General features: G+C 36.8%; 19 protein-coding genes and 1 pseudogene. 2 read left to right on the forward strand and 18 right to left on the reverse strand.

The annotated features are described in order from the left end of the window. Window positions 1-292 precede the first annotated feature (292 nt). The 6 genes from CD172_RS09730 to CD172_RS09755 form a co-directional block, all read right to left on the reverse strand. Window positions 293-997 carry an ATP-binding cassette domain-containing protein gene (locus CD172_RS09730; RefSeq protein ID WP_103346228.1) on the reverse strand — a complete coding sequence of 235 codons (705 nt, stop codon included), beginning with the start codon at window positions 995-997 and terminating at the stop codon, window positions 293-295. A 158-nt stretch (window positions 998-1,155) separates the two neighbouring features. Beyond that, window positions 1,156-2,490, reverse strand: a complete 1,335-nt coding sequence (locus tag CD172_RS09735) for a radical SAM/SPASM domain-containing protein (protein WP_103346229.1) — start codon at window positions 2,488-2,490, stop codon at window positions 1,156-1,158. A 63-nt stretch (window positions 2,491-2,553) separates the two neighbouring features. Further along, window positions 2,554-2,685, reverse strand: a complete 132-nt coding sequence (locus tag CD172_RS09740; protein WP_103346230.1) for a subtilosin A family bacteriocin — start codon at window positions 2,683-2,685, stop codon at window positions 2,554-2,556. A gap of 526 nt (window positions 2,686-3,211) precedes the next feature. Further along, complete coding sequence (locus CD172_RS09745) at window positions 3,212-4,606, reverse strand: MFS transporter (protein ID WP_103346231.1); 1,395 nt, start codon at window positions 4,604-4,606, stop codon at window positions 3,212-3,214. Window positions 4,607-4,867: 261 nt separating this feature from the next. Beyond that, complete coding sequence (locus CD172_RS09750) at window positions 4,868-6,097, reverse strand: ArgE/DapE family deacylase (RefSeq protein WP_103346232.1); 1,230 nt, start codon at window positions 6,095-6,097, stop codon at window positions 4,868-4,870. 25 nt (window positions 6,098-6,122) lie between these two features. Beyond that, on the reverse strand, window positions 6,123-7,499 hold the full coding sequence (locus CD172_RS09755; protein WP_103346246.1) for an MDR family MFS transporter: 1,377 nt from the start codon (window positions 7,497-7,499) through the stop codon (window positions 6,123-6,125). Between the two features lie 250 nt (window positions 7,500-7,749). Here CD172_RS09755 and CD172_RS09760 point away from each other — a divergent pair, with 250 nt between their 5' ends. Then, the gene (locus CD172_RS09760) at window positions 7,750-8,685 is read left to right on the forward strand and encodes a ketopantoate reductase family protein (protein WP_103346233.1); all 936 of its coding nucleotides are present in this window, start codon (window positions 7,750-7,752) and stop codon (window positions 8,683-8,685) included. 1,450 nt (window positions 8,686-10,135) lie between these two features. Here the strand turns inward: CD172_RS09760 and CD172_RS09765 are convergent. The 9 genes and pseudogenes from CD172_RS09765 to CD172_RS09805 form a co-directional block, all read right to left on the reverse strand. Beyond that, a complete protein-coding gene (locus tag CD172_RS09765) occupies window positions 10,136-10,975 on the reverse strand; it encodes a ketose-bisphosphate aldolase (RefSeq protein ID WP_103346234.1) in 840 nt (279 codons plus the stop codon). Window positions 10,976-10,994: 19 nt separating this feature from the next. After that, window positions 10,995-11,990: an inositol 2-dehydrogenase gene (gene iolG, locus CD172_RS09770; RefSeq protein WP_103346235.1), complete on the reverse strand. Its 996-nt coding sequence runs from the start codon at window positions 11,988-11,990 to the stop codon at window positions 10,995-10,997. Window position 11,991: 1 nt separating this feature from the next. Next, complete coding sequence (locus CD172_RS09775) at window positions 11,992-13,596, reverse strand: solute:sodium symporter family transporter (protein ID WP_103346236.1); 1,605 nt, start codon at window positions 13,594-13,596, stop codon at window positions 11,992-11,994. 47 nt (window positions 13,597-13,643) lie between these two features. Beyond that, window positions 13,644-14,525, reverse strand: a complete 882-nt coding sequence (gene iolE / locus CD172_RS09780; protein WP_103346237.1) for a myo-inosose-2 dehydratase — start codon at window positions 14,523-14,525, stop codon at window positions 13,644-13,646. A 10-nt stretch (window positions 14,526-14,535) separates the two neighbouring features. Beyond that, entirely contained in the window at window positions 14,536-15,552 is a 1,017-nt protein-coding gene (locus CD172_RS09785; protein ID WP_103346238.1) for a Gfo/Idh/MocA family protein, read from the reverse strand. A gap of 18 nt (window positions 15,553-15,570) precedes the next feature. Further along, window positions 15,571-17,481 (reverse strand): annotated as a pseudogene (iolD, locus tag CD172_RS09790) (3D-(3,5/4)-trihydroxycyclohexane-1,2-dione acylhydrolase (decyclizing)). Window positions 17,482-17,486: 5 nt separating this feature from the next. Beyond that, window positions 17,487-18,455 carry a 5-dehydro-2-deoxygluconokinase gene (gene iolC / locus CD172_RS09795; RefSeq protein WP_103346239.1) on the reverse strand — a complete coding sequence of 323 codons (969 nt, stop codon included), beginning with the start codon at window positions 18,453-18,455 and terminating at the stop codon, window positions 17,487-17,489. Between the two features lie 12 nt (window positions 18,456-18,467). Continuing rightward, the gene (gene iolB, locus CD172_RS09800; protein ID WP_103346240.1) at window positions 18,468-19,283 is read right to left on the reverse strand and encodes a 5-deoxy-glucuronate isomerase; all 816 of its coding nucleotides are present in this window, start codon (window positions 19,281-19,283) and stop codon (window positions 18,468-18,470) included. An 11-nt stretch (window positions 19,284-19,294) separates the two neighbouring features. Further along, window positions 19,295-20,749, reverse strand: coding sequence for a CoA-acylating methylmalonate-semialdehyde dehydrogenase (locus CD172_RS09805; RefSeq protein WP_103346241.1), 1,455 nt, complete (start codon window positions 20,747-20,749; stop codon window positions 19,295-19,297). A 197-nt stretch (window positions 20,750-20,946) separates the two neighbouring features. Between CD172_RS09805 and CD172_RS09810 the strand changes: the two genes are divergently transcribed. After that, window positions 20,947-21,705, forward strand: coding sequence for a DeoR/GlpR family DNA-binding transcription regulator (locus tag CD172_RS09810; protein WP_103346242.1), 759 nt, complete (start codon window positions 20,947-20,949; stop codon window positions 21,703-21,705). A gap of 368 nt (window positions 21,706-22,073) precedes the next feature. On the opposite strand, the gene CD172_RS09815 is transcribed toward CD172_RS09810, so the two are convergent. The 3 genes from CD172_RS09815 to CD172_RS12875 all read right to left on the reverse strand — a co-directional run. Further along, window positions 22,074-22,646: a recombinase family protein gene (locus CD172_RS09815; RefSeq protein WP_103346243.1), complete on the reverse strand. Its 573-nt coding sequence runs from the start codon at window positions 22,644-22,646 to the stop codon at window positions 22,074-22,076. Window positions 22,647-23,105: 459 nt separating this feature from the next. After that, entirely contained in the window at window positions 23,106-23,477 is a 372-nt protein-coding gene (locus tag CD172_RS09820) for a restriction endonuclease subunit S (RefSeq protein ID WP_103346244.1), read from the reverse strand. After that, on the reverse strand, window positions 23,420-23,688 hold a 269-nt coding region (locus CD172_RS12875), incomplete at its 5' end, for a hypothetical protein (protein WP_206169842.1). The genes CD172_RS09820 and CD172_RS12875, both read right to left, overlap by 58 nt.

The following is a 23,688-nucleotide window of genomic DNA, read 5'->3' on the forward strand; positions in this document are numbered from 1 at the left end:
AATATATACAACCATTGATAGATACAATTTTTTTATATTTACTGGCAATGGTTTAAACATACTATGTACATTACTATTTCTAAAAGAACTCCAAAACGATAATGCTAAAACAAATGAGGTCAAAGAAATAATCAATTTAAAATGAGCATGTTTAATGATAGTAATTTCAATACCACTATTCAAAATTAAATACAACTCAAACATCAACAAAATCAATACACTTATTAGTAATTTACATATCGATTTCAAATTGTATTTGTTACTCTCAGCTAGAACTATATATTTTAGATATTTATGTAGTTTCATTCACACCCAAAACCTCTCTAATTTGACTAGCATTCTCAAATGTTAATTCTGTGGCTTTTCTATTATTAATAAGTACAATTTTATTAGTAAACCTTTCAATTACATCAAGAATATGAGTAGATAAGATTATTAAATACCCCTTATTTTTTAATAGTTGTATATCTTCTATAAACCTTTCAATGGCTTGAATATCTAATCCATTTAATGGTTCATCAAAAATCAAAATCCTAGTATTTATTAAATAAGAGCATATAATGTTTAGCTTCTTGAGATTTCCAAGTGAAAGATCATTAATTATCTTATTTTTATGATTTGAAAATTGGTATCTTTCCATATAATACTGTAATAGTTTATGATCTTTTTTCGTATTGTATACATCTAAAATTAAGTTTATATATTGCAAACAATTCATATATTTTATTCTTTCCGGATTATCTGCTATATAATACCTTTCCTTTTTACTACTTTGTATTGTTTTTGAATGGCTTTCTGCACTAAAGGAAGTATTGCCCATAACAATACTTCCTTTAAATGAGGATAAAACTCCACAAATTGTATTGATAAGTGTAGTCTTACCGCTTCCATTTTTACCAATCAAGGCATAAATTTCTCCACTCGAAAGTTGTAAATTTATATTTTCCAAAATAAATTCCTTGTCATACCAAACATATAAATCACTGATTTTTATCATTATATACACCTTGTATTAATCTTAATAAAAATACGATAAAGATAATTCCAAAAATACTGGCAAAAACCCAATCATTTTTCAATATGAACACTACCGTTGAAATCACAAAAATTATAACTATTATTAATCTCAAAAAATTTTTTGACATATTACCACTCCTAAATATTTTCCATCAAGGGTTCAAGTTTTTGTTCTATGACCCAGTCACAATTCTCTTTTCGATGATTTTTATTTGTATTTAATCCTTTCAAATAACATCCTGTACAGTAATCGCTGAATGGACATTCTTTTGAACATAAACTAGAACTTTGAGGAGACTGTAATTTCCATAATTTATTGACAATGTCACTAGAGAACACTTTTTCATAGCTAGAATCTTTTAAATTACCAATCTTAAATTCTTTCGGAAATAACGCACAAGGTCTTACATTACCGTTAGGATCCATAACTATTGATCGCCATCCAGCGCCGCAATTATTAGCTTTATTTTCATTAATCGGTATAAGTGGGATGATATCTTTATTTTCTTTTAAAACATTTACCTCGAATTCTTTGAAAGAAATATCATTTTGTTTATTTAATTTCACTTCATCAATTGATTTTCCTCGACCAAAATCATCAATCCAGTTGTAGGCAAATGCTTGTGCTCCTAATTCTCTAACTAACTTAGCCATCTCTTTTATTTCCCACATATTATCTTCGTAAATGGACATACCTACTCTTACAAAAATGCCTCTATCAACTAGTCTTTTAATATTTTTACAAGTTAACTGATGTGCTTTAGGATGTTGGCGGAATTCATTATGTACTTTTGGATCAACACTATCTAAAGATATACCAACTATAATCTTATCCTTATATTTTGTAAGCAAATCTAATACGTCTTCTCTTAAAATAGTAGCATTAGTTAATATACCTACTTTATGAAACTTATTTAATGCATACTCTATTATTTCTTTTGCATTTTGATGAACAAATGTTTCTCCTCCAGTAATTTCACATGTTAAAACACCTTTATTATACATTTCATCAGCTATTTTTTTAAATTCATTAAAACTTAGTGTATCTTTAACAGAAGGAGAGCTTTCTAAATAACAATGTTTACACTCTAAATTACATTTATGCGTTATTTCAAAAGTAGTATGCAGTGGTGTGATATACTCTTTAGAACCTGTTAAGTTAATCGGACCTGTATTATTATTTTGTGTGAGCTCAACTAATTTTTTACTGTACAAATCTTTAATTAAGTTACTGTACCAATTAATATGGTCCTTAAGTTCACAATCATATTTAATGCACATCTCTTGAATAATATCTATTATCTTTTTGCTACCATCAAAGTAGGTACATGCTTCAAACGCAGAAGAATTCAAATCTAAATATTCAAACTCTAATATATCAAATTTAGTATCTCTGAAGCTCATTTCTATTACTCCGCCTTCTGGGAGTTGATGTAATCTAACATTTTCATTAAACTTTATATACCTTTGCATATAGAGATCCCCTTTATAAATCGAGTGCAACGACAAGTCGTTACACCCATAGTAAATATTCAATTAAGAAGCTATACCGAATGTACCTGTGATACCCGCTACCTCAAAGTCAGGAATAGGACCATCAGCTAGACAAGCAGCACCAATCGCGCATGCCGAGCAACCTTTGTTGCTAACCATTACCCCTTGCTCCATAGCACTTCCTCCTCTCATGTATGACTTCCAATTCTAATTTTATACTATCTATTTATAATTTTATGTGACGTTAGTCACATAAAATTATTATTTTCCGAAATATCATAGCTCGAAATACTTTTTTAGATTTTAATACCATTGTATAGTAATGTATTTATTATCACTTATTACACCCTCATAGAAGTTCATTTATCATGGCATAATTAAACTTATTATAAGCGAATATAATAATTAGCAAGGGATATACAAATAGAATCACTTCCTCTAAGTAATCACTTTTTACGTAAAAATGTAGTGTGAAATCCTTGATCATATCACAACCACAGCAATACGTCTCTTAATTGTTACGCTATTTTACGTATTAGACTGAAAAGGTGATTATAAATCCATAAATCACTATATCCATACCAACAAACCCCTCACTAACGACATAGCGAGGGGTTTTGGTCGATAAACGCACCACATCTTTGAAAATTAAATTTTAATACTTAAGTGGGTAAGCATTTCAAAACCATTCCACCTTCTATTACTTCTCAACTTGAACACCTTGAGATTTCGGCACTAAAAATGCAACAAGTAAAAATGAAATGAATGCAAGGATGACGTTAAACCATAATCCAAACATCGCACCCACTTGCATGTTAAAAGCAGATGTTCCAATCGCAAAAATCGTTGTAGAAAGTGCAATACCGAATGCGTTACCAAGCGAAGATGACATTTTATATATTCCTGATGCCATGCCAATATGTTCTTCATCTGCATTAGCGATTGCAGTATCCATTGATGGTGTTGCGTATAATCCTAAACCTAAACCATAAATGAAATATCCAATCACGCAAGCGATGACATAAGCAGTCGTAGGTAAAAATGTTAATGAGATTAAAATGATACCGACCATATTAAGTATACTACCGATATACATTGGCTTTTGTGCACCAAGATGTTGTAAAATCTTTTCGCCTACACGAATGGTAATTAAGACCATCACTAAATAGGTAATTGAAAGGTATCCCGCTTGCGCTGACGTAAATCCTTTATCTTCTTGAACGAATGTATTACCAACAATTAATGTTCCAGCAACCGCATTCATTAAAAAATTTGACAATGTTGCGCCTGTATAGCCTTTGTCTTTAAATACTTCAAAATCTACTAATGGATTTTTACGTTTTTTCTCCATGATGACAAAAATCACAATTGAAATAATAAAAAGTGCGATTAAAGATAAAATGATAGGTGAACCTATACCATAATCTGAACTTTGCGTAATGATTAAATTTAAACTTAAAATAAAAATCAAAAACAGTACTAAACCTGCGAAATCAAATTTTTGACGTGCGACGCTTGCTTTACGTGGCACTTCAGGAGTTCCTTTAATTAAAATCATTGCTGCGAAGGCAACCATAATTGAAAATATAAAAATCCAGCGCCATCCTAAAAATGTATCGGTAATGCCACCAAAAAATGATGCCACACCACCGCCACCCCATGAGCCGATGGACCAATAACTTAATGCAGCTTGGCGATGACGTCCATGGTAGTACCCTTTAATGATAGATAATGTTGCCGGCATGACAAATGCTGCTGACAACCCTTGAATACCACGCCCGATAATCATTGGCCAAATTTGTGGTGAAACGACAATAATGAGTGAGCCGATTACACTTAACAATAACCCGACATAAGTCATTTTTACAGGGCCATATTTATCCGCAATGCCTCCAGCCCCGACTACAAACATACCTGAAAAGAGTGACGTCAGACTCACCGCCACATTAATTAAACCGAAATTTGCACCTAACTCCTTATGTAATGTCGGCACGACGTTGACTAAAGATAAGGCAAATAACCAAAACGTAATTACGCCTAGAACGATCCCTATGATAAGTCGTCCATTTCCTTCAAACTCCGTATTGTGTTCCATGATTTCATCATATCCCTTTAGTTAAGATTTGGAATGTGCCTAGAATAATCAACGCGTTATTCCAGTTCCATTCACTTCAACTACATAAATAAAATATACAAACTATATTAATCTACAAGCGCTATTTTTTCAATTTTATATACAAGCATCAGAGGCAATTCCGCACAATAGAAAGCGTTTACAAAAGCGCTAAATAGAAGAGGTGAACTTAAGTTAAAATATTAAAACTTAAGCTCCCCTTTTCACATTAAATCATCATCATTATTTTGAAAGATATGTTGTAAATAACGCGATATAATAATCGATGAAGTTTAAATAAGATGCTTTTTTCACACGTTCATCAACTTGATGTGCGCGCTCTCCAGGACCAAACATCATAAATGAGAAATGTTCATCTTTACCACGTAATAAGTTGGAAGCATCCGTAACACCAACCGTGGGCGATACGATAATATCATGCTCAAAATGTTGTTTTGCCGTTTCAACACCTAGACGTACAAGCGCATTATCTCCCGTTGTAATGACAGGATCTAAATCAAGATAGACATCTTGTTCAAGATTCGCCCCTTGTTGATTCATTAGCTCTATATAGTGGTTAAATAATGCTTTTACTTGTTCATTGTCATACTCAGGTACTGTGCGCACATTGAATTCTGCAGTCGCTCGTCCAGGTACGGAGTTAACTTGAGTGCCTCCATTAAATATTGTATTTGTAATAACTAAACCATAAAGGACGCGTGACACATCATCCATATCCATGTTTTCAGATAACATTGGTTTAATGTAATCCAAAAATGTTTCGAAATTTAAACGTTCGCAGTTCAACGCTTTCGAAATTTTATCAAATTCATCATCTATATGTTGCACAAATTGCATCAATGGTTTAATCGCATTTTGACCAATCACTGGCATCGAGCTGTGTGCAGCGCGACCTTTAGACGTGATACGGAAATCCATAGATCCTTTATGCGCATACACTAACATCTTTTCTGACGGTTCCGCAATAACAAGGGCATCGACGTCATCCATTTCTCCATTTTCATACAACTGCTTAGAACCAAGCTGTTCCATTTCTTCACCTGTTGTCGCCATAAATTTAATTCTACCGCGTTTTAAAGCACCACTTTCATGAATTTCAATCATTGCTATGGCTAAAGCGACAAGTCCAGATTTCATATCTCCAGCGCCACGTCCATATAAGTAACCATCCGCTTCCGTAAGTGTAAAAGGATCGTACGTCCATTCACTATGATTGCCTTCAGCTACAACATCCATATGACCAGATATACCAAGTACTGGGGAGCCTTCACCAATTTCAGCTATAAGGTTTGCGCGTTGCCCTTCAACCATATCAATACGCGCTGCAATACCGTGTTTTTGAAATAATGCTTTAAAATAGTGACATACCTTTAATTCATTATCATTAACCGTTTTAAAACCTACAACATCTTTTAAAATTTGAACCTTTTCTTCATTTGTAAAAACACCCATAACGTTCATCCTTTCAAAATTAGTCTTATGATTGTGATAACGAGCTTTGTTTTGTTTCACGGATAAAGAGTGATAAAACAAAGCCAATAACAATTAATACTGTCGTAAAAATAAATGCGGCATCGACTCCGCTAATCGTAGCTTCACGCATCATTTTAGCCGAATGACCATGTGCGTCCATAAAGTTTCGTGACACGATAGAAAGAACGGTAATGCTAATTGCAGTTCCCATCGCACCGGCAATAATACGAAGCGAATTCATAATCGCATTGCCATGTGACACTTCTTTATTTTCTAACGCATTTAACCCTGCCGTATTCAACGGCATCATTAATAGTGCCACAGAGAACATGCGAATCGCATAAATCATGACAACATACCAAAATGGCGTTTCTGCCGTTAAGAAAATATGCAATATTGTCATAATGATTAATAAAATAAAACCTGGAATCACAAGTACACGGACACCATAGCGATCATAAATTTTACCAGTATACGTCGACATACATGCGTTCACAACCGCACCTGGTAAAATGACCAATCCTGATAAAAATGCGGAAAGGCCAAGTCCAGTTTGAACATAAATTGGAATGAGTAAAGCGGGGCCCACGATACCGATATAAATCATCATTGAAGCAAACGCAGATAGTGTAAATGTTTTATTTTTTAATACCGACATACTTAAAAGCGGTGCGTCGATACGACATTGACGTATCGTAAATATTGCCACAATACCAATCCCGACAATGAGACTGATGATAAATAATGGAGACAATGGACCAACATGACCTACAATACTGAACGCATAAAGGATCAATCCAAATCCAACTGTAGAATAAACAACTGACCGTTTATCTAATGAGGTCGGTTTAGATTGACCTAAATTTTCTACATAAAATACACCCGTGCCAAATGCAATGAGTGAAATGACAGCGACAACGATAAACGGCACATGCCAACTCGAAAAGTCAATGAGCACACCAGTTAACGTTGGGCCTATCGCTGGAGCTGACTGCGCGACAATACCTGTTAGCCCCATCGCGAATCCCCTCTTTTCAACAGGAAACACCATAAATACGATAAACTGCATTAGCGGTAATAAAATACCTGCACCGATAGCTTGAATGACACGCGCAATCATTAATACCGCGAAACTTGGTGCCATTGCCGCAATCACAGAGCCTAATAAAAACGCAGCCATCGAAAAAATATACAGCTGTCTCGTAGAATATTTATCAATTAAAAAAGCCGTCAATGGAATCATTATTCCATTCACTAGCATAAAACCGGTTATCAGCCATTGTGCAGTAGTTTCAGGTATCCCTAAATCAACAATCATCGCTGGTAACGCTGTATTTAAAATCGTTTGGTTCAACATCGCTACAAATGCACTTAATAGCATAATGGTAACGATTAAATTTCTTTTTGCTGTCGTCAAACCTTCTGACAAATCGCCAACCTCCATTCATTATTATTTTCACAAAATATATTTTAACGCTTTATAGTTAGCAAAGCAAACCATTTATATGTAAATCTAGTTCCACAGTATTTTATAAAAACTTTGGTAACTTTCTTCGCATAAGATTGACAACTTTTTAGTTTAAAATTACGCTAAATATACAACAACTCAGTCTATCTAAGGAGGAATTACTATGAAACAAATTGCGATTGCAGGCGCCGGTGCTATGGGTGGCCGTATAGGAAGTCAATTAAAAAAAGCAGGCTTTGATGTCACATTGATTGATTTTTGGGATGAACATATTAAAGCCATTAATGAACATGGGTTAGAAATTCAAACCGAAACTGATACCCATTACATGAAAATCGATGCATGTAAACCAGAACATACTGAAAAAGCGTATGATTTAATTGTTATTTTAACGAAAGCAATGCAATCTGAAACGATGGTTCAAACACTATTAGATCGCGGTGCTATTCATGAAAATACCGCTATTTTAACAATGATGAATGGACTTGGCCATGATGAACGTTTTGAAAAAATTGTTCCAAAATCTCAAATATTTTTAGCTGTAACCATGTGGACAGCAGGTTTACGCGGTCCAGGTCAAATTTTATTAGAAGGTACAGGGCGCATTGATTTACAACGTGCAGATGGTGAAGCTGACGCACGTACGCAAGTCATTGCAGATATGTTTAACCAAGCAAATTTAAATGCTTATGTAAGCGATAATGTACTACAAACTGTTTGGACGAAAGCAACGTTAAATAGTGTATTAAATCCTCTATGTACAATTTTAAACAAAACCATTTTTGAATTTGGCGAATATCCAGAAGCACGTCAACAAATCGAGCCGATTATCGAAGAAATTGTAGCTGTCGCGAAAGCAAAAGGCATCGTATTAAATAAAGAAACACTCGTTCAAAAAATTGAAGGCGCTTATCCTAAAGAAACACAAGGTCTTCACTATCCATCTATGCACCAAGACTTATATCATGGGCGTTTAACAGAAGTCGATTATTTAAATGGCCAAATTAGTAAATATGGTCATGAGTTAGGCATACCAACTCCGAACAACGATATGTTAACGCATCTGATTCATCAATTAGAAATGACACATGTGAAATAACACTACTTGTGCATCTAATAATAAACATCCCCTACTACTTCAAAGTGTGAGGGGATGTTTGTTTATATATTTAGCGCTACTCTTTTTATGCGATACTTCTCAAGCTTACTTTTATGACTTTATTTTTAATTCACACAGTGCTTACCATCATCCTCTAACACAAAGGCTCATGATCGCTGTACTTCATTCTGGAGGCACAGAATAATGCACTTTCATCTTAATTTTAGATATATGACACTTAATTTTTAAGAAAATTCCGTAAATTTATGTTGCTTTTTACACTAAAACTTCTTATAATCTAGTTATAGAAAATATTTGGTGTTGCAATACTTAATTTATGACACAACATATATTTTCTTAGCATATGTTATCTCGTCCTAGCATAAGCAGTGTTACGTATAATTACAATGTAATTATGAGACCGGACGTACGCACACTTATACACAAGGACACACCTTGAAGGTAACTTAGCACTGCATGCGTTGTTAAAAATGTGGCGCCACGTTATCTTCTCACACATGACGCTAAGACCATTGACGCGACGCACCATTCATTTAATTTGAGAAGCTTAACCCATATGTTCGTCAATTTCTAAAGCGTGTATTTAAGGCCATCGTTCATACCTCGTTTAATGTATACAACTTATATTGACAGACCAACGTGCACCTTATCTCACCCAAAACGTTGTGCTGTCTCGTATGAAGAACACCTTATGTAAGATGACATCATGCCGAGTGACACACGAACGCCGAAACATCCTTTGTCTTAAAACATCATGACTTATTTTATTCTCATTGCGCGCACTAGGTTAAGTCATCGATGATAGAAAGACACAGCGCTTTAAATACAAATGTTGAAGACCGTGTACCATTCGTTCCTCTAAACGTTGATGTGCCATACTTTTGATCACAGTATCACATTAACACATGCATATTGACCTTCACCCGTTAAGTCGCAAACTGCAGAATCACCACACCACACGTTTATATTACACGCCTACGCTTATCAATCTAGTGAATTAAGCAATCCCAAGTTTAAAAAACTTAAAGCATCTGAAAATTACTCACCATAAGGTATTAAATGAAACATTAATATCCAATTCCTTGTAAAATCAACGTGAGATTCAACATCGTTTTGCTGCTTAACAGACCCCACCTCATTTGACGCAGTACTGTATGATAACAATATGCACCATAAAGTTGTATACGCCTGTATTATCTGACTACACATCATTTCTAACCCCCTTACTTGGCACATTGATTTGTGTCGAGAAGGGGGTTAAACAGTGGTATCAAATGGCATGTTTACACATATCCACTCATCCATTGATGTAGGATTTTAAGTAGTCTTCAAAACACATGACAACATGCGTTTTGAAGGCTATTTTACAAAATTAAGATGTCATGTTTTACTCCTATTTATAAGTAATACGTATTTTAAATTTACTGAATCATACACGCTCTGCTGCATCACATTTATCTATAATTGATTCTACTGTAGATTGAATCACATGGATTGATGGTGCAACTATCTCTTTGGCGTTGAATAGAGTGACATCTGCATTGAGTCTTTGGCGTATGTATTGACTCCATGCAATGTTAATTTCTGTATTAAAGTTAATTTTGCTATGTCCTAGTAGGATTGCCTTTTTTAAATCCTCATCAGATAGTCCAGACGCCCCATGAAGCACAAGTGGGACAGCGACTTGTTCATTAATTTCAGTCATTTCTTTAAATCCTAGTTTAGGCTCACCTTGATAACGACCATGAACAGAACCCAATGCAGGAGCTAAGGCATCTAATTGCGTTTGTTGTACGAGTTGTTTACATTCGTCTAAATCCGCATATTGTACCTCATTGACTAAGCCATCTTCGTTACCCCCTATTCCTCCAATTTCACCTTCTACTAAAACATGATGTTGATGGGCATAATTGACGACTTTTTTCATATTTTCAATATTTTCTTCAAGAGGCAAGCGTGAGCCGTCATACATGACCGAATCATAGCCCGCATCAATGGCTTTGATACAACTTTCGACACTGTTACCATGATCTAAATGAATCACATACGGTATGGTGATGTTTAATGATTGAGCTTTTAAATGGATGAGTTTACATATAAATTCATAGCCTCCGAGATAATCAATAATTTTGTCGGTCGTACCTAGAATGATTGGGGCGCGCTTTTTTTCTGCTGCGCGAAGTATCCCTTCAATCCAAATTAAACCATTTACATTAATCTGAGGGATGGCATATTTTGCATCATGCGCTTGATGAAGTATGGGATGCATATCGGCGCTCCTTTCTAAATTAGAATTTTACAGGTTGACCTGTTTCTAACGACGTTTTACACGCAACAGCAATTTGTTGCGCATTTAAACCATCTTCTATCGAACATCGTACATCTTGATTTTCAATAATTGCTTGAATAAAAGCTTCCATTTCATCTTTATATGCTTGTTGATAACGTTCTAAAAAGAAATGCGGTGGATTGTCTTGTGCAATGTTTTCTGCAGATGCAATGGTTAACGTATTCGTGTTTTCGTTTCCTACTGAAATCATCCCTTTGTCTCCTAAAACTTCTACACGTTGATCATAGCCATAGACACTTCTACGACAGTTTTCAATCACACACATTGCTCCGTTTTCAAAAGTCAATGTGATCACTGCAGTATCAATATCTCCTACCGTTTTAATTTCAGGATTTACTAATGCCGCACCTTGGGCATACACTTCTGTCACTTCACATTGCATCAAATAACGTGCCATATCAAAATCATGAATGGACATATCCATAAATAAGCCACCTGAATGTTCAATATACGCTAATGGCGGTGGTTCTGGATCACGTGACGTTATTCGTAACGATTGCACGGCTCCAAGACGATGTGCTTTTAAGTAGTTATGTACTTGCGCAAAGTTACGATCAAAACGTCTGTTAAAGCCCATTTGAAGTTTAACACCCGCCTTTTGCACTGCTTCCACTGCTTCTAATGAAGCTTCAAGCGTCAAACTAATCGGTTTTTCACAAAAAATGTGTTTCCCTTGTTCACACGCACTTTTAATGATATCGACGTGTGTGTCTGTAGGAGAACAAATGATTACAGCATCAACTTCAGAATCATTAATAATATCCATATGATTTTTCGTACTTTTTTCAATTCCACATTTTTGAATCCATCCCTGGAGTTTTTCACAATATAAATCAGAAATCCATTTGATATGAATGTTTGGATGGTGTCGTAAATTTTCAATATGTAGTTGTCCAATACGACCTGCACCGATTACACCTACTGTTAATTTCATATTAATTGCCTCCAATTGTAGCCAACACTAATGGTGAGAAGATGGCATATGTGAGCACGACGACTAAAATAATCAAACCGCCAACGAGATAACGATGTTTCCAAGGTGTGATATCCACTTTGGCGTAATTCACATTAAAGTCGAACACATTAGTGGGCTTGATTTTATTAAATGTTAAAACAATACATAAATCTATAAAGAAAAGCACACTCAAAATATATAAGAAATGAATGTCTGTTAAAAACACCTTTGAAAGCGCATACATCGCGATGTGAAAAATAAACATCACTTTCGCACCTTGATGTGATGTCTGTTTTGCAAAAAATCCAACTAAGATTAAAACTAATAACGGCATATTGTATACTCCATTAAATTCTTGTACAACGGCATATAACCCTTGCGGAAATAATGAAATCATCGGTGCTAATATCACCACAATGATGCCAACCACTATGGTCATGATGCGACCAACACGCGACACTTGACGATTCGATGCATTTTTATTCAGCACAGATTTATAAAAATCGAGCGAAAATAATGTCGCTGTACTATTGAGTGAGCCGACAAATGAACTTAAAATGGCACCAAAAATAACTGCACCGAACAACCCATATGCCCATTCTGGCAATACAGCATTCACTAACATAGGGTATGCGTTATCTGGATTTTCCACTTGTGAACCTAACATATTGAATGCTAAAATCCCTGGAAATACGAGAAATAACGCACCAAATATTTTAAACATGCCGACATACATCGCTCCTTTTTGAGCTTCTTTTAAACTGCGTCCTGCCAATGCTTTTTGGACAATCATTTGGTTTGTACACCAAAAGAATAAATTATTGAAAAACATACCGAAAAAGAGTGTCGGCCATGGCACGATTTTAGAATCTATCGCCCCAATCGCATTCAATTTTTCTGGAGTATGTTGCACGACTTTATCAAAGCCTCTTAAAAAACTTCCATCTCCGAATATCATCAGTCCTAAAATTGGAATTGCGAGTCCTCCTAATAATAGGCCCACACCATAGATGGAGTCACTATGTGCACTTAAAGATAAACCACCAATAAACAAGTATAGAATGCCCACAATTCCTATCACTGTAGAGATTAAAATGACTGCACTCATATGACTGATATTTAATAATGCACTCACGTTGAAAATTTTATCAAATACGAGCGCACCTGAATAAAGCACCACAGGTAAAAAAGAGACAACATACGTGAAAATAAAGAGTAATGACACTAATTTTTTAGTAAAAGGGTCATAGCGCATTTCAATAAAATCAGAAACTGTATCGATGCCATACCTGAAATAACGGGGTAAAAAGACCCAAGCTAAAATCACAATTGCGATTGCTGCTGTGACCTCCCAAGCCATGACTTCCATACCGGCCATAAAACTTTGACCATTTTGACCCACGATTTGTTCTGTAGAAAGGTTGGTCATAATAATTGTTGAGGCTATAGTAAATCCAGTTAAACTACGGCCACCCATAAAATAACCGTCCGTATTATGTGTATCAATTTTCCGACTCCGATAATAGGCATAAAATCCGACAACTGTAATGACAACAATAAAAGATATAATCGCAAAAATACCCATATAGTTCACCCCTATGAAGTTGAAACCACTTCATTCCTATTCTATTTTTATATTGCTTCCATATATGCTTTTGCTTTCTTTGCGTATAAAAATGGATTCGCAACTGCAGGGTCTTGTTCCGCTTCCACCACGATCCACCCTACATAGTCTGATTGATGAATCCGTTCTAATATCGGTTTAAAATCAATGTCCCCATCCCCAGGGACCGTAAAGACGCCCCGTTTCACACCATCTAAAAACGACAGGCCATGTACTTTCATATCATGCGCAATCGTTTCTCGTACATCTTTAAAATGAATATGATGAATCCGGTCTTGATACGTATCAAAAATGGCTAACAAATCTTCGCCAGAAACATGTAGATGTCCAGTGTCATATAACAGTGACACGAGTTTCGGATCTGTCGCTTCCATCAAACGTTGAATTTCTGCAGTTGTTTGCACGCCCGTTCCCATATGATGGTGATAGACGATTTTCATGTTTTTTTCTTGTGCCAGACGGCCTAAACGATGCAATCCATAAATGAGACGTGTCCACTCTTCGTCTGTAAAATGCGGTTTATCATCAAATACGCTTTGATCAAGGCGGCCTTGTACACTGCGTCCTTGTTCAGAGACGACTATCACTTTCGCCCCCATGTCATGTAAAAAATCACGATGCTTAATAAATGCCGCTTCTGTCTCTTTATATGGCTTCGTTGTTAAAAACATGCTGAACCATGCGCTTGCGACTGAGAGGCCTCGTGGCTCTAAATAAGATTTTAAAACTGATGCTTCCTTTGGATATTTGTTTCCAATTTCTGTCCCTTCATAACCTGCAAGGGCCATTTCACTAATACATTGTTCAAACGTATTCTCTCCACCTAGCTCTGGTAAATCGTCATTAGTCCAAGCAATTGGTGCACACGCATATTTAATAAATGTGGTCATTTCGTTCACCTCAAAGTTGAATGATTGATTTTGTTTCATACGCTTGTTGCATTGCGATGGCAACTTCAGTACTTTTCAAACCGTCAATACCTGTCACAGAAGCAGGCGCTTGGGTTTTAATCGCATCAATAAATGCACGTAACTCATTAACAAACGCGGCTTTGAAACGTTCTGGAAAATGTGTTGAGGTTGGACGTACGACGCCATTCGCATCGTATAATGTCACTAGATTTTTCTCTGGTGCATTACCAATACGAATCATTCCTTTCGTCCCAATGAGTTCTGTTTCAACATGATAGCCATGATGCGCATTCCGACCTGCAAGTAAATAGGCGATTACGCCATTGTTAAGTTCAGCAAGACACGCGCCAGTTTCCAATTCCTGACAAGCGTTTAATTCAGGTGCTGCGATGTTATGACCGAGGGCATAGACTGATTTAAATTCTGATTGGGTAAACCAGCGAATTAAATCAATGTCATGAATAGACATATCTAAAAAAATGCCCCCACTTGCCGCACCTTTCGCAAATTTGATAAAGGATGGTAAGCCTTCACTCGGATCAATGCCATAACAACGTATCGTCGTTAATGCACCTAATTCTCCTTGATCTACCAATTGTTTCGCATAACGGTAGGAATCATCGAAGCGCCGCATAAAACCGAGCTGAAACACTTGTTGTGGTGTTGCTTCAATTTTTTCAACCACTTTTTGAATGCTTGTCATCTCTAATCCCAACGGCTTTTCAGAAAAGACATGCAGCCCTTTATCTAATGCTTGCGTAATTTGAACAGTATGAAAACCACTCGGTGAGACGATGACAACTGCATCAAGCGCATCATTATTAATCATTTGCGAGTAAGACGTATACGTATAAGGCACCCCAAGCGTATGTTTAGCGTAATCCAGCTCTTCAGACACGACACTTGCCACTGCGTATAATTCCGCGTTTGGCAAATGATGCACAATATTCTCAGCATGTACCCTTCCTAAGCGTCCAAGTCCTACTTGTCCAATTTTTATAGTCATCCGCTCACCTTCAATCGATTAATATAATTTGGCGTTTTGCATTGCTTGTCTTTTAGTTTTCAATGCTTCTTGAATCGCAGCTTTGTCACTCACTTCTGACACCCCTACATTCCAAAATGACGCGTAACCATCTGTCATAGTTTTAGGTAGTGTTTTAATCTCGATGAGTGTAGAGGTCGTACATTTTTTGGCATCTTCAATCGCTTGTATTAAAGCATCTTGAGTGTGAACTTTGTATGCTTTTGCGCCGTATCCTTCTGCCACTTTTTGATAATCAATATTTAAAATGCCACCTGAAGCCGTCGTAAATTCTGTTCAAAAACTGTCGCTACCGTTCCCCATTTGAAGGTTATTAATACAACCGAAGCCACTATTATCAAATACAACGACATTGATTTTATGTTCATATTGCAATGCGGTAATCAATTCAGAATGCAACATTAAAAAGCTCCCATCACCGACTAAGGCATACACCTCTCGGTCAGGATGTGCGAGTTTTGCGCCTAATGCTGCCGCAATCTCGTAACCCATCGTCGAATACCCGTATTCCATATGATACGTATTGAATGCAGTCGTCTCCCAAAGCCGTTCTAAGTCACCTGGTAATGATCCAGCTGCTGCCACAATGATGGCATCATCCGCAACCGCTTCATTTAAGGCGATAAGGGCGTTGGTTTGAGGGAAAGAAGTCTTAAGTGCGTCCACATAATCCTGAAATTTTGACCGGCTAAAGTCATCTTGTATTTCTGGTTGGTAGTCATGCACTGTAGGATCAATGTGACTTAAACGTGTGCGTTCTTGTTGCCATTCTGCTTTCAGTTGATCCATACGCTTTCGCCGTGTCGGTTGTATCGTTAATCGTTCTGATAATGCCGTTAATGTGGCTTTCGCATCGCCAACAAGATCTATGCCATCAAGCTTTAACGCATCTGGACGGCGTACGTTAATATTGATAAACGTGGCATATTTAAAATCGAATGCGGTTTTAGAACTGGTTGTAAAATCCGAATATTTAGTGCCTATTCCAACAATGACATCCGCTGTTTGTGCATAAATATTCGCTGATGCAATACCTGTCACACCGATGCCACCTAAATTGTTAGGATGATTTGACAATAATGTAGATTTCCCTGCTTGCGTTTCGACAAAAGGAAGCTCATGCATGGTGCTTATCGCATCGATGATATGCTGTGCTTCTGAATATTTCGCACCGCCACCGACAATCAATAACGGGCGTTCAGCTTTATTCAATGCCTCTGCAGCACATGTTAATGCACGGTCACTTGGCACAATGCGATCGACGTAATACACACGTTTTTTAAAAAATGAAGTTGGAAAGTCAAACGCTTCCCCTTGGACATCTTGACTTAGCGCAAGCGTCACTGGACCAGCCGTCGCAGGATTCGTCATCACTTCAAATGCACGTAAGAGTGCACTCATAATTTGTTCAGGTCGCGTAATACGATCAAAGTAGCGTGATACCGGCTTCAATGCATCATTTGTCGTTACACCACTGCTGTAATCGTGTTCAATTTGTTGTAAAACCGGATCAGGTTGACGCGTCGCAAAAGTATCTCCAGGAAGTAATAACACGGGAATATGATTGGCCAGTGCAGTCGCGGCCGCTGTAACTAAATTGGCAGAGCCAGGGCCAACTGATGATGTCACCGCAAATATTTTCTGACCCAATGATTGTTTCGCAAAACCTGTCGCCACATGCGTCATACCTTGTTCATTTTTACCTTGAATCACGGTAAGGTCGTCTTGATAGTGTGACAGTGCCTCACCTAGGCCAAGTACGTTTCCATGACCGAAGATATTCATGACACCTTCTACAAAACGGTGTTCTTCACCATCAATAGCAATATATTGTTGGGTCAAAAATTTCACGATGGCTTCACCTGTTGTCAGTTTGATTGTTTTAGACATCTTTTTCACTCCTGACTTTGTTCTTGAATAAGCGCTTCTATTTGATCCACTGTTGGCATGGCTTCACTCGAGCTATGACTACTAACGACTATCGCTGCTGAAGCTGCACCATATTCCAAGGCCTGTGCGACGTCACCTGTTTTCAGTAAGGCATATAAAAACGCGGCCGCATAAGAATCTCCTGCCCCAAACGTCTTCATTACATTGGCTTTAAACGCTTTACCTTTGTAACATGTACCATCTGAAGTAAAGGCATAGGAACCTTGAACACCATGTTTAATCACAACAAGGTCACAGTGTTGTCCCGCAAAAATATTTTGACTGATGGCTTCGTCCGATAAATGTTTAAACGCATCCACCATATCGTATTCATCACGTGTACCGATGACCACGTCTGCTTGTTTACACACAAGATCATAATAAATAGAAGTTTCTTCGGCATTTGTCCACGTATACGGGCGGTAATCCAACTCAAATACCACTTTAACCCCTGAAGCCTTTGTGATAGACAATGCTTTTAGGACCGCTTCCCTCGATGGTGATTGTGCCAACGCCACACCTGAAATCAATAACATTTCAGAATTTTCAATAAATTTAGGGCTGACGTGTTCTGGTCTTAAATATAAATCCGCAACTTCTTCTCGATACATTAAAATACTTGACGCTTCTGGACTTAAAATTTCAGTAAAAGTAAGTCCTGACTTATGACCTTCGTCATCGATATGAATGTACGAGGTATCCACACCGACCTCTTTAAAATAGTTAGTAATAAAACGGCCATGTTGATCATCAGACACATTTGCGATCATGCCTACATTTAATCCCAACTTCGCAGCGCCAATCATAATATTAGATGGCGAGCCACCGACGTATTTCGCGAACGTTTTCGTTTCTTCCATTGGTCGATTCATCTCTACCGCATTTAAATCAATCGCAGCACGTCCAATCGCAACGATATCTTTCTTGTCTTTCATACTGATGCCTCCTTAGTCACGGTGAATAATCCATTCATGGTCTTTCGCATTATGAAATTTCCAAATCTTTTTCGGTCCCGCCATCACATTCAAGTAATAACTATCATAGCCATCAGGGACACCGACAGGATGATAGCCTTTTGGAACGACGACCACATCTCGGTGCGATACCGTCATAGTTTCATCTAACGTGAGATCATCGGTATACACACGTTGGAATACAAACCCTTGTGAGGGATTCATTTCATGATAGTACGTTTCTTCTAACAACGACTCATGTGGGAGATTGTCTTGATCATGTTTATGCGGCGGATAGCTCGACCAGTTACCTTGATTTGTGTACACTTCAACAACCAATAAATTTTCACTTGCCTCATGGGAATCCGGCAAAATATTATGCACATGACGCTGATTCGCATATTTCCCACGATCTTCAACGGTATTGTCTTCCGCAGCAATCAATACGGTCGGACGTTGGGTTGCACATGGCGCAAAACATAAAATAACGGACGCAGCTTGTTCAGCAACGATTTCTACATGATGGTCTCGTGAAATGTACACACTATCTGTAGGAATGCGGTCAAACGCACTTTCACGACGTCCAAGGTGGTCGAAAGACGCATCATCCGTCGTCACTTGAATACGTCCCGTATGCGCCACGACACATACTTCTAAATCTTCCGTATGAAAGGCATACGCCGCGCCTGCTTTTAAATCTATGACACGAAACGCGATATAACGTAACCCTAGATCAGCCATTGAATAATCATGAATCGCATGCACCTCAGCTTGTGACTGAGATGCAGCTTTTTTAAGTAAATGTGACATAAACGCCCTCCTTACCATCTCGGATCGCCGTGACGCGCAGTAACGACTTTACGATGCGTATAAAACTCCACACTGTCTTTACCATTACAATGTAATGAGCCAAAGAATGATGATTTCCAACCTGAGAATGGGAAAATAGCCATCGGCGCCGGCACACCTAAATTAATGCCTAGCATCCCTGCATCAATATGTTCTCTGAAATAACGAATAGACGATGCACTATCAGTAAATAAACATGCCCCATTCGCAAATTCAGATTGATTCGCCAGTTGAATCCCTTCTTTTAAACTTGAAATTTTCACGAGCGACAACACCGGCGCAAAAATTTCATCTTGCCAAATCGTCATATCCGTTGTGACATTTTCAAAAATACTTGGTTTCACGAAATAGCCGTCATCTTGATTACCTTCGCGTCCGTCTAAAACGAGAGTTGCTCCTTCTTCAATACCTTGATCCACATACGCGAGCGTTCGACGTTTATTTTCTTCACGAATGACTGGCCCTAAAAAAACGTTGTCTTCAATGCCATTTCCAATCACTATTTCTTTCGACGCTTGAACTAACTTTTCTTTAAATTGGTCATACACCCCGTCTTGAACAGCAACTACAGCTGCGGCCATACAACGCTCACCTGCTGAACCAAAAGCTGCACCAATGACGTCTTTAACTGCCGCATCAATATCCGCATCATTTAACACAAGCGTATGATTTTTCGCACCTGTTAAACATTGCACACGCTTTAAATGCGCTGTCGCTTTTTTATACACAATTTCACCAACCGGTTTAGACCCTACAAACGACACCGCTTTAATCTGTTCATTTTCACAAATTCCTGTCACGACATCATTCGCACCATGAACAACGTTAAAGACACCTTTAGGCAAACCTGCTTCTTCAAGTAAATCCACAAGTTTATTGACGAGTAATGGTGTTTTTTCAGAAGGTTTAATAATAAATGTATTTCCAACCGCAATCGCCATTGGAAACATCCAACACGGCACCATCATTGGGAAGTTAAATGGTGTAATCCCACCAACAACGCCAACTGGATAACGATAGTTTGTGCCTTCGATATTGGTTGCGATGCTCGAAAGCGAATCACCCATCATTAACGACGGCGCACCACATGCAAATTCAACGTTTTCAATCCCACGTTGCACTTCACCTAATGCTTCGGTCGTGTTTTTACCATTTTCTTTCGTAATAATCGCTGCTAATGCCTCTTTATTTTCAAGCAGTAATTGTTGAAACTTGAATAAAATACGGGCACGTTTCGGTACCGCAACCTCTTTCCAAGATTCGAACGCTTGATGCGCCACTTCCGCTGCATGATTTAACTCTTCACGCGTAGACACTGGCACTTTCGCTATCAACTCTTTCGTTGCAGGGTTAACCACATCAATGGTTTCAGTAGCTTGAGACGCCACCCATTGTCCACCAATATAATTCTTTAAAACTTCAACCATAATTTAACCTCCTATTATCGTAAGCGCTTTCAAATGGTCATAAAAATATATGAGCATATTATGATTAACTTTTGGTCATATATTGGTTGTAATTTTATAATATACACAATTGTCTGTCAACTATTTATCAATTTGTAATACATGACGTTGTTATTTGGTTTAATTTTGGGTATATTCATAGTAATGGAGGTATCGACATGAAAGCAAAACGCATTTTTGAAATAGAAGCCTATATTAATCAACAAAAAGCCGTCACATTAGAAGAATTATGTGTGCATTTTGACGTGTCACTGAATACCATACGCCGTGATATCAATGAATTAACAAAACTTAACCGCGTTAAGAAAGTGTATGGCGGTGTTGAAACCCTCGACCCTACACTGCCATCTGCGGTAGATTATACAGATCGTAATATTGAAAATGCGGCCAGTAAAAAAGCTATCGGACGTCTTGCCGCAAAACTCATACAACCGCATGATATTATCTATATTGATACCGGCACGACAACAATTCATATTTTAGATCACGTCGATAAAAATTTACCATTCACCATTATTACGAACAGTTTGGACGTTATTAATAAAGCCAGTCACTTTAACCATGTCGAATTATTCATTATCGGCGAACAATACAAAAAAACAACACGGTCATTTATCGGTTTAGAAACGAACGTATTGTTAAAAAAGTTTAATATCCAAAAAGCCTTTATGGCCGCCACAGGTGTGAATATTAATAACGGATTGAGTAATTCAGAAATCGAAGAAAATCATATAAAACAAATCATTATGAGTAAAACAGCAGAAGCCTACGTATGTGTCGATCATAGTAAAATGAACAAATCGACGTTATTGACTTATGCACCTTTAAACGCGATTCACACCATTATTACCAATCAAGCGCTACCACATAACTTACAACATTATGCATCCGAACATCATATCGATGTCGTCTATTAAACGACACAAACGCCTTCAATCGTCAACAATGTGACAGTTGAAGGCGTTATTTTGTGTTGAGATGTATGTGATTTCCAGTAAACGAATGCAATCATTGTAGTCGCTTCCCTCATGCAAATTAACGTGTTCTACTGAACATCATGAACCTCTCATCACATCAAATGGCCCACTATATCAATAAACCTATGAAAAATCAGTTATTAAATCCTAATAAAACGTCGCTAATCAAATAAAGAAATAAATAAAATAATTAAAGGGATAAACAAAATAAGGAAAGAGGTAGATATAGTGAGCCATCTCATGTTTCAGTAGAATGTGAATCGTAGAAGGATACACCTCAATATGTGATGTGATATCGCTTAAAATAACTATGCGTCCATTTGAGAAAGATGCGCATTGTTTTGATATTCATTGTAGAGCAGCAAAAACGTTTCAAGTGTAGGAACAGGAATACCTGTGTTAGAGGATAAATCACTTATAGACTGATGCTTAAGTAGGTCTAAAACTTCTTCTATTTCTTGAGGTGTAAAGCGGTAACGTCCAAATTGAACGAGCTGTTCATCAATAAAGTGACAATATTGATAATATTCATCGTTAAAATAACCAATCAAATCTTCAATGACATCGTCTGTTAAAGCTTCGGGAGAAAAATCGAAATTGTGTTCGATCACTTTAAAATGAATATTACGACGTTGGAACATTCTTAAAAGCGATTCAAATAATTCGACAGAGTTACATAAAGATGTCAGTGATACTGTCACGACCGTATCGCCATTGTTTAACGGGTGTTTTAAAAAGTCCAAATCATCTAACGTCATACCCTCATAATAAGCATCACAATAGGATACATAGACCGCTTCACATTGTTGCGCTTTTAATTTCTCTTGGTAATGTTTAACCATAGGTATTGAATGTCTAACAAAACTTGTTCCAATAATCATAGGAACACCTCCGAGGATAAAATTCAAGAATTGGTGTCCACTTAAGAGCACATCGATACGTCCCCTTATCATCGTATTATTTTTATTTCAACAACAAATGGATTCATAAAGTAAAAAGGAATGGAGAAGAATCACTAAAAAAGAGGAAAATCAGAAGTCTAAAAAGTAACGGCTGTTCTTGATGAATTTAATATAACACACCTTTAAGATTTGTACAATACTATTTTAAATAATATAAATTTTGATAAATTACTATAATTCATAAAAAAATGAGAGGGGTATCCCCTCAAAAATTGAAGAATTTTCGAAAAACGTGAAAAATGAAGAGAAAACAAGGGCAAAAAATTTTTCTAGATAAAAAAAACATCCTAATCAAGCAATGCACTTGATTAGGATGTATTGACTTATATTCAACAAAAGAGACGTATACATACTTTTTTACACTACGATTCGGTCAAATTACACAAACATTTTTTGAAGTAAAGCTTGTTTGCGTTGTTTTAAATAATCTAGTTTAGTAGATTGAGTTTTGATTAAATTGTCTAATTTATCTAAGAATTCTCCAATTCTCTCCTGTTCCACAATACTAGGCAGCATTATATCAAATGTTAACAAAGTGTCTTCATGAATTCGTTTACTACCAGTACCCGATGAAAAAGATTCTTTTTTCTTATAATAACTTTCCCTCGAGATGTAATTCATAAAGTAACTTTCAGAGATTTTATTTTTATCTAAATTTAAAGTTGGAACATCGCTAGAGCTATAAAATTGATTTAGTGAAAGGCCAAAAGCGAACCTATGAATAACAATAAGTAACCAACATATATGAATTTATTAGAATTTTTTTCAAGGCTACAGACGGGTAAAATTTTTGCTATCCATTCCAGTAAAAATATTCTATTCATTTTTCTACTTGCTTGATCACCTTTAAAACTTTGATTTTTAATCATATTAAAAATATTAATCACTTTATAAATCACTTTCTTTATGTTTCTCATTAACATATGTATTACCCTTTTTAAATATGCTATGTTACCTATTG

It is taken from the genome of Staphylococcus agnetis, from assembly GCF_002901865.1.
In the GTDB taxonomy this organism is placed as follows: domain Bacteria; phylum Bacillota; class Bacilli; order Staphylococcales; family Staphylococcaceae; genus Staphylococcus; species Staphylococcus agnetis.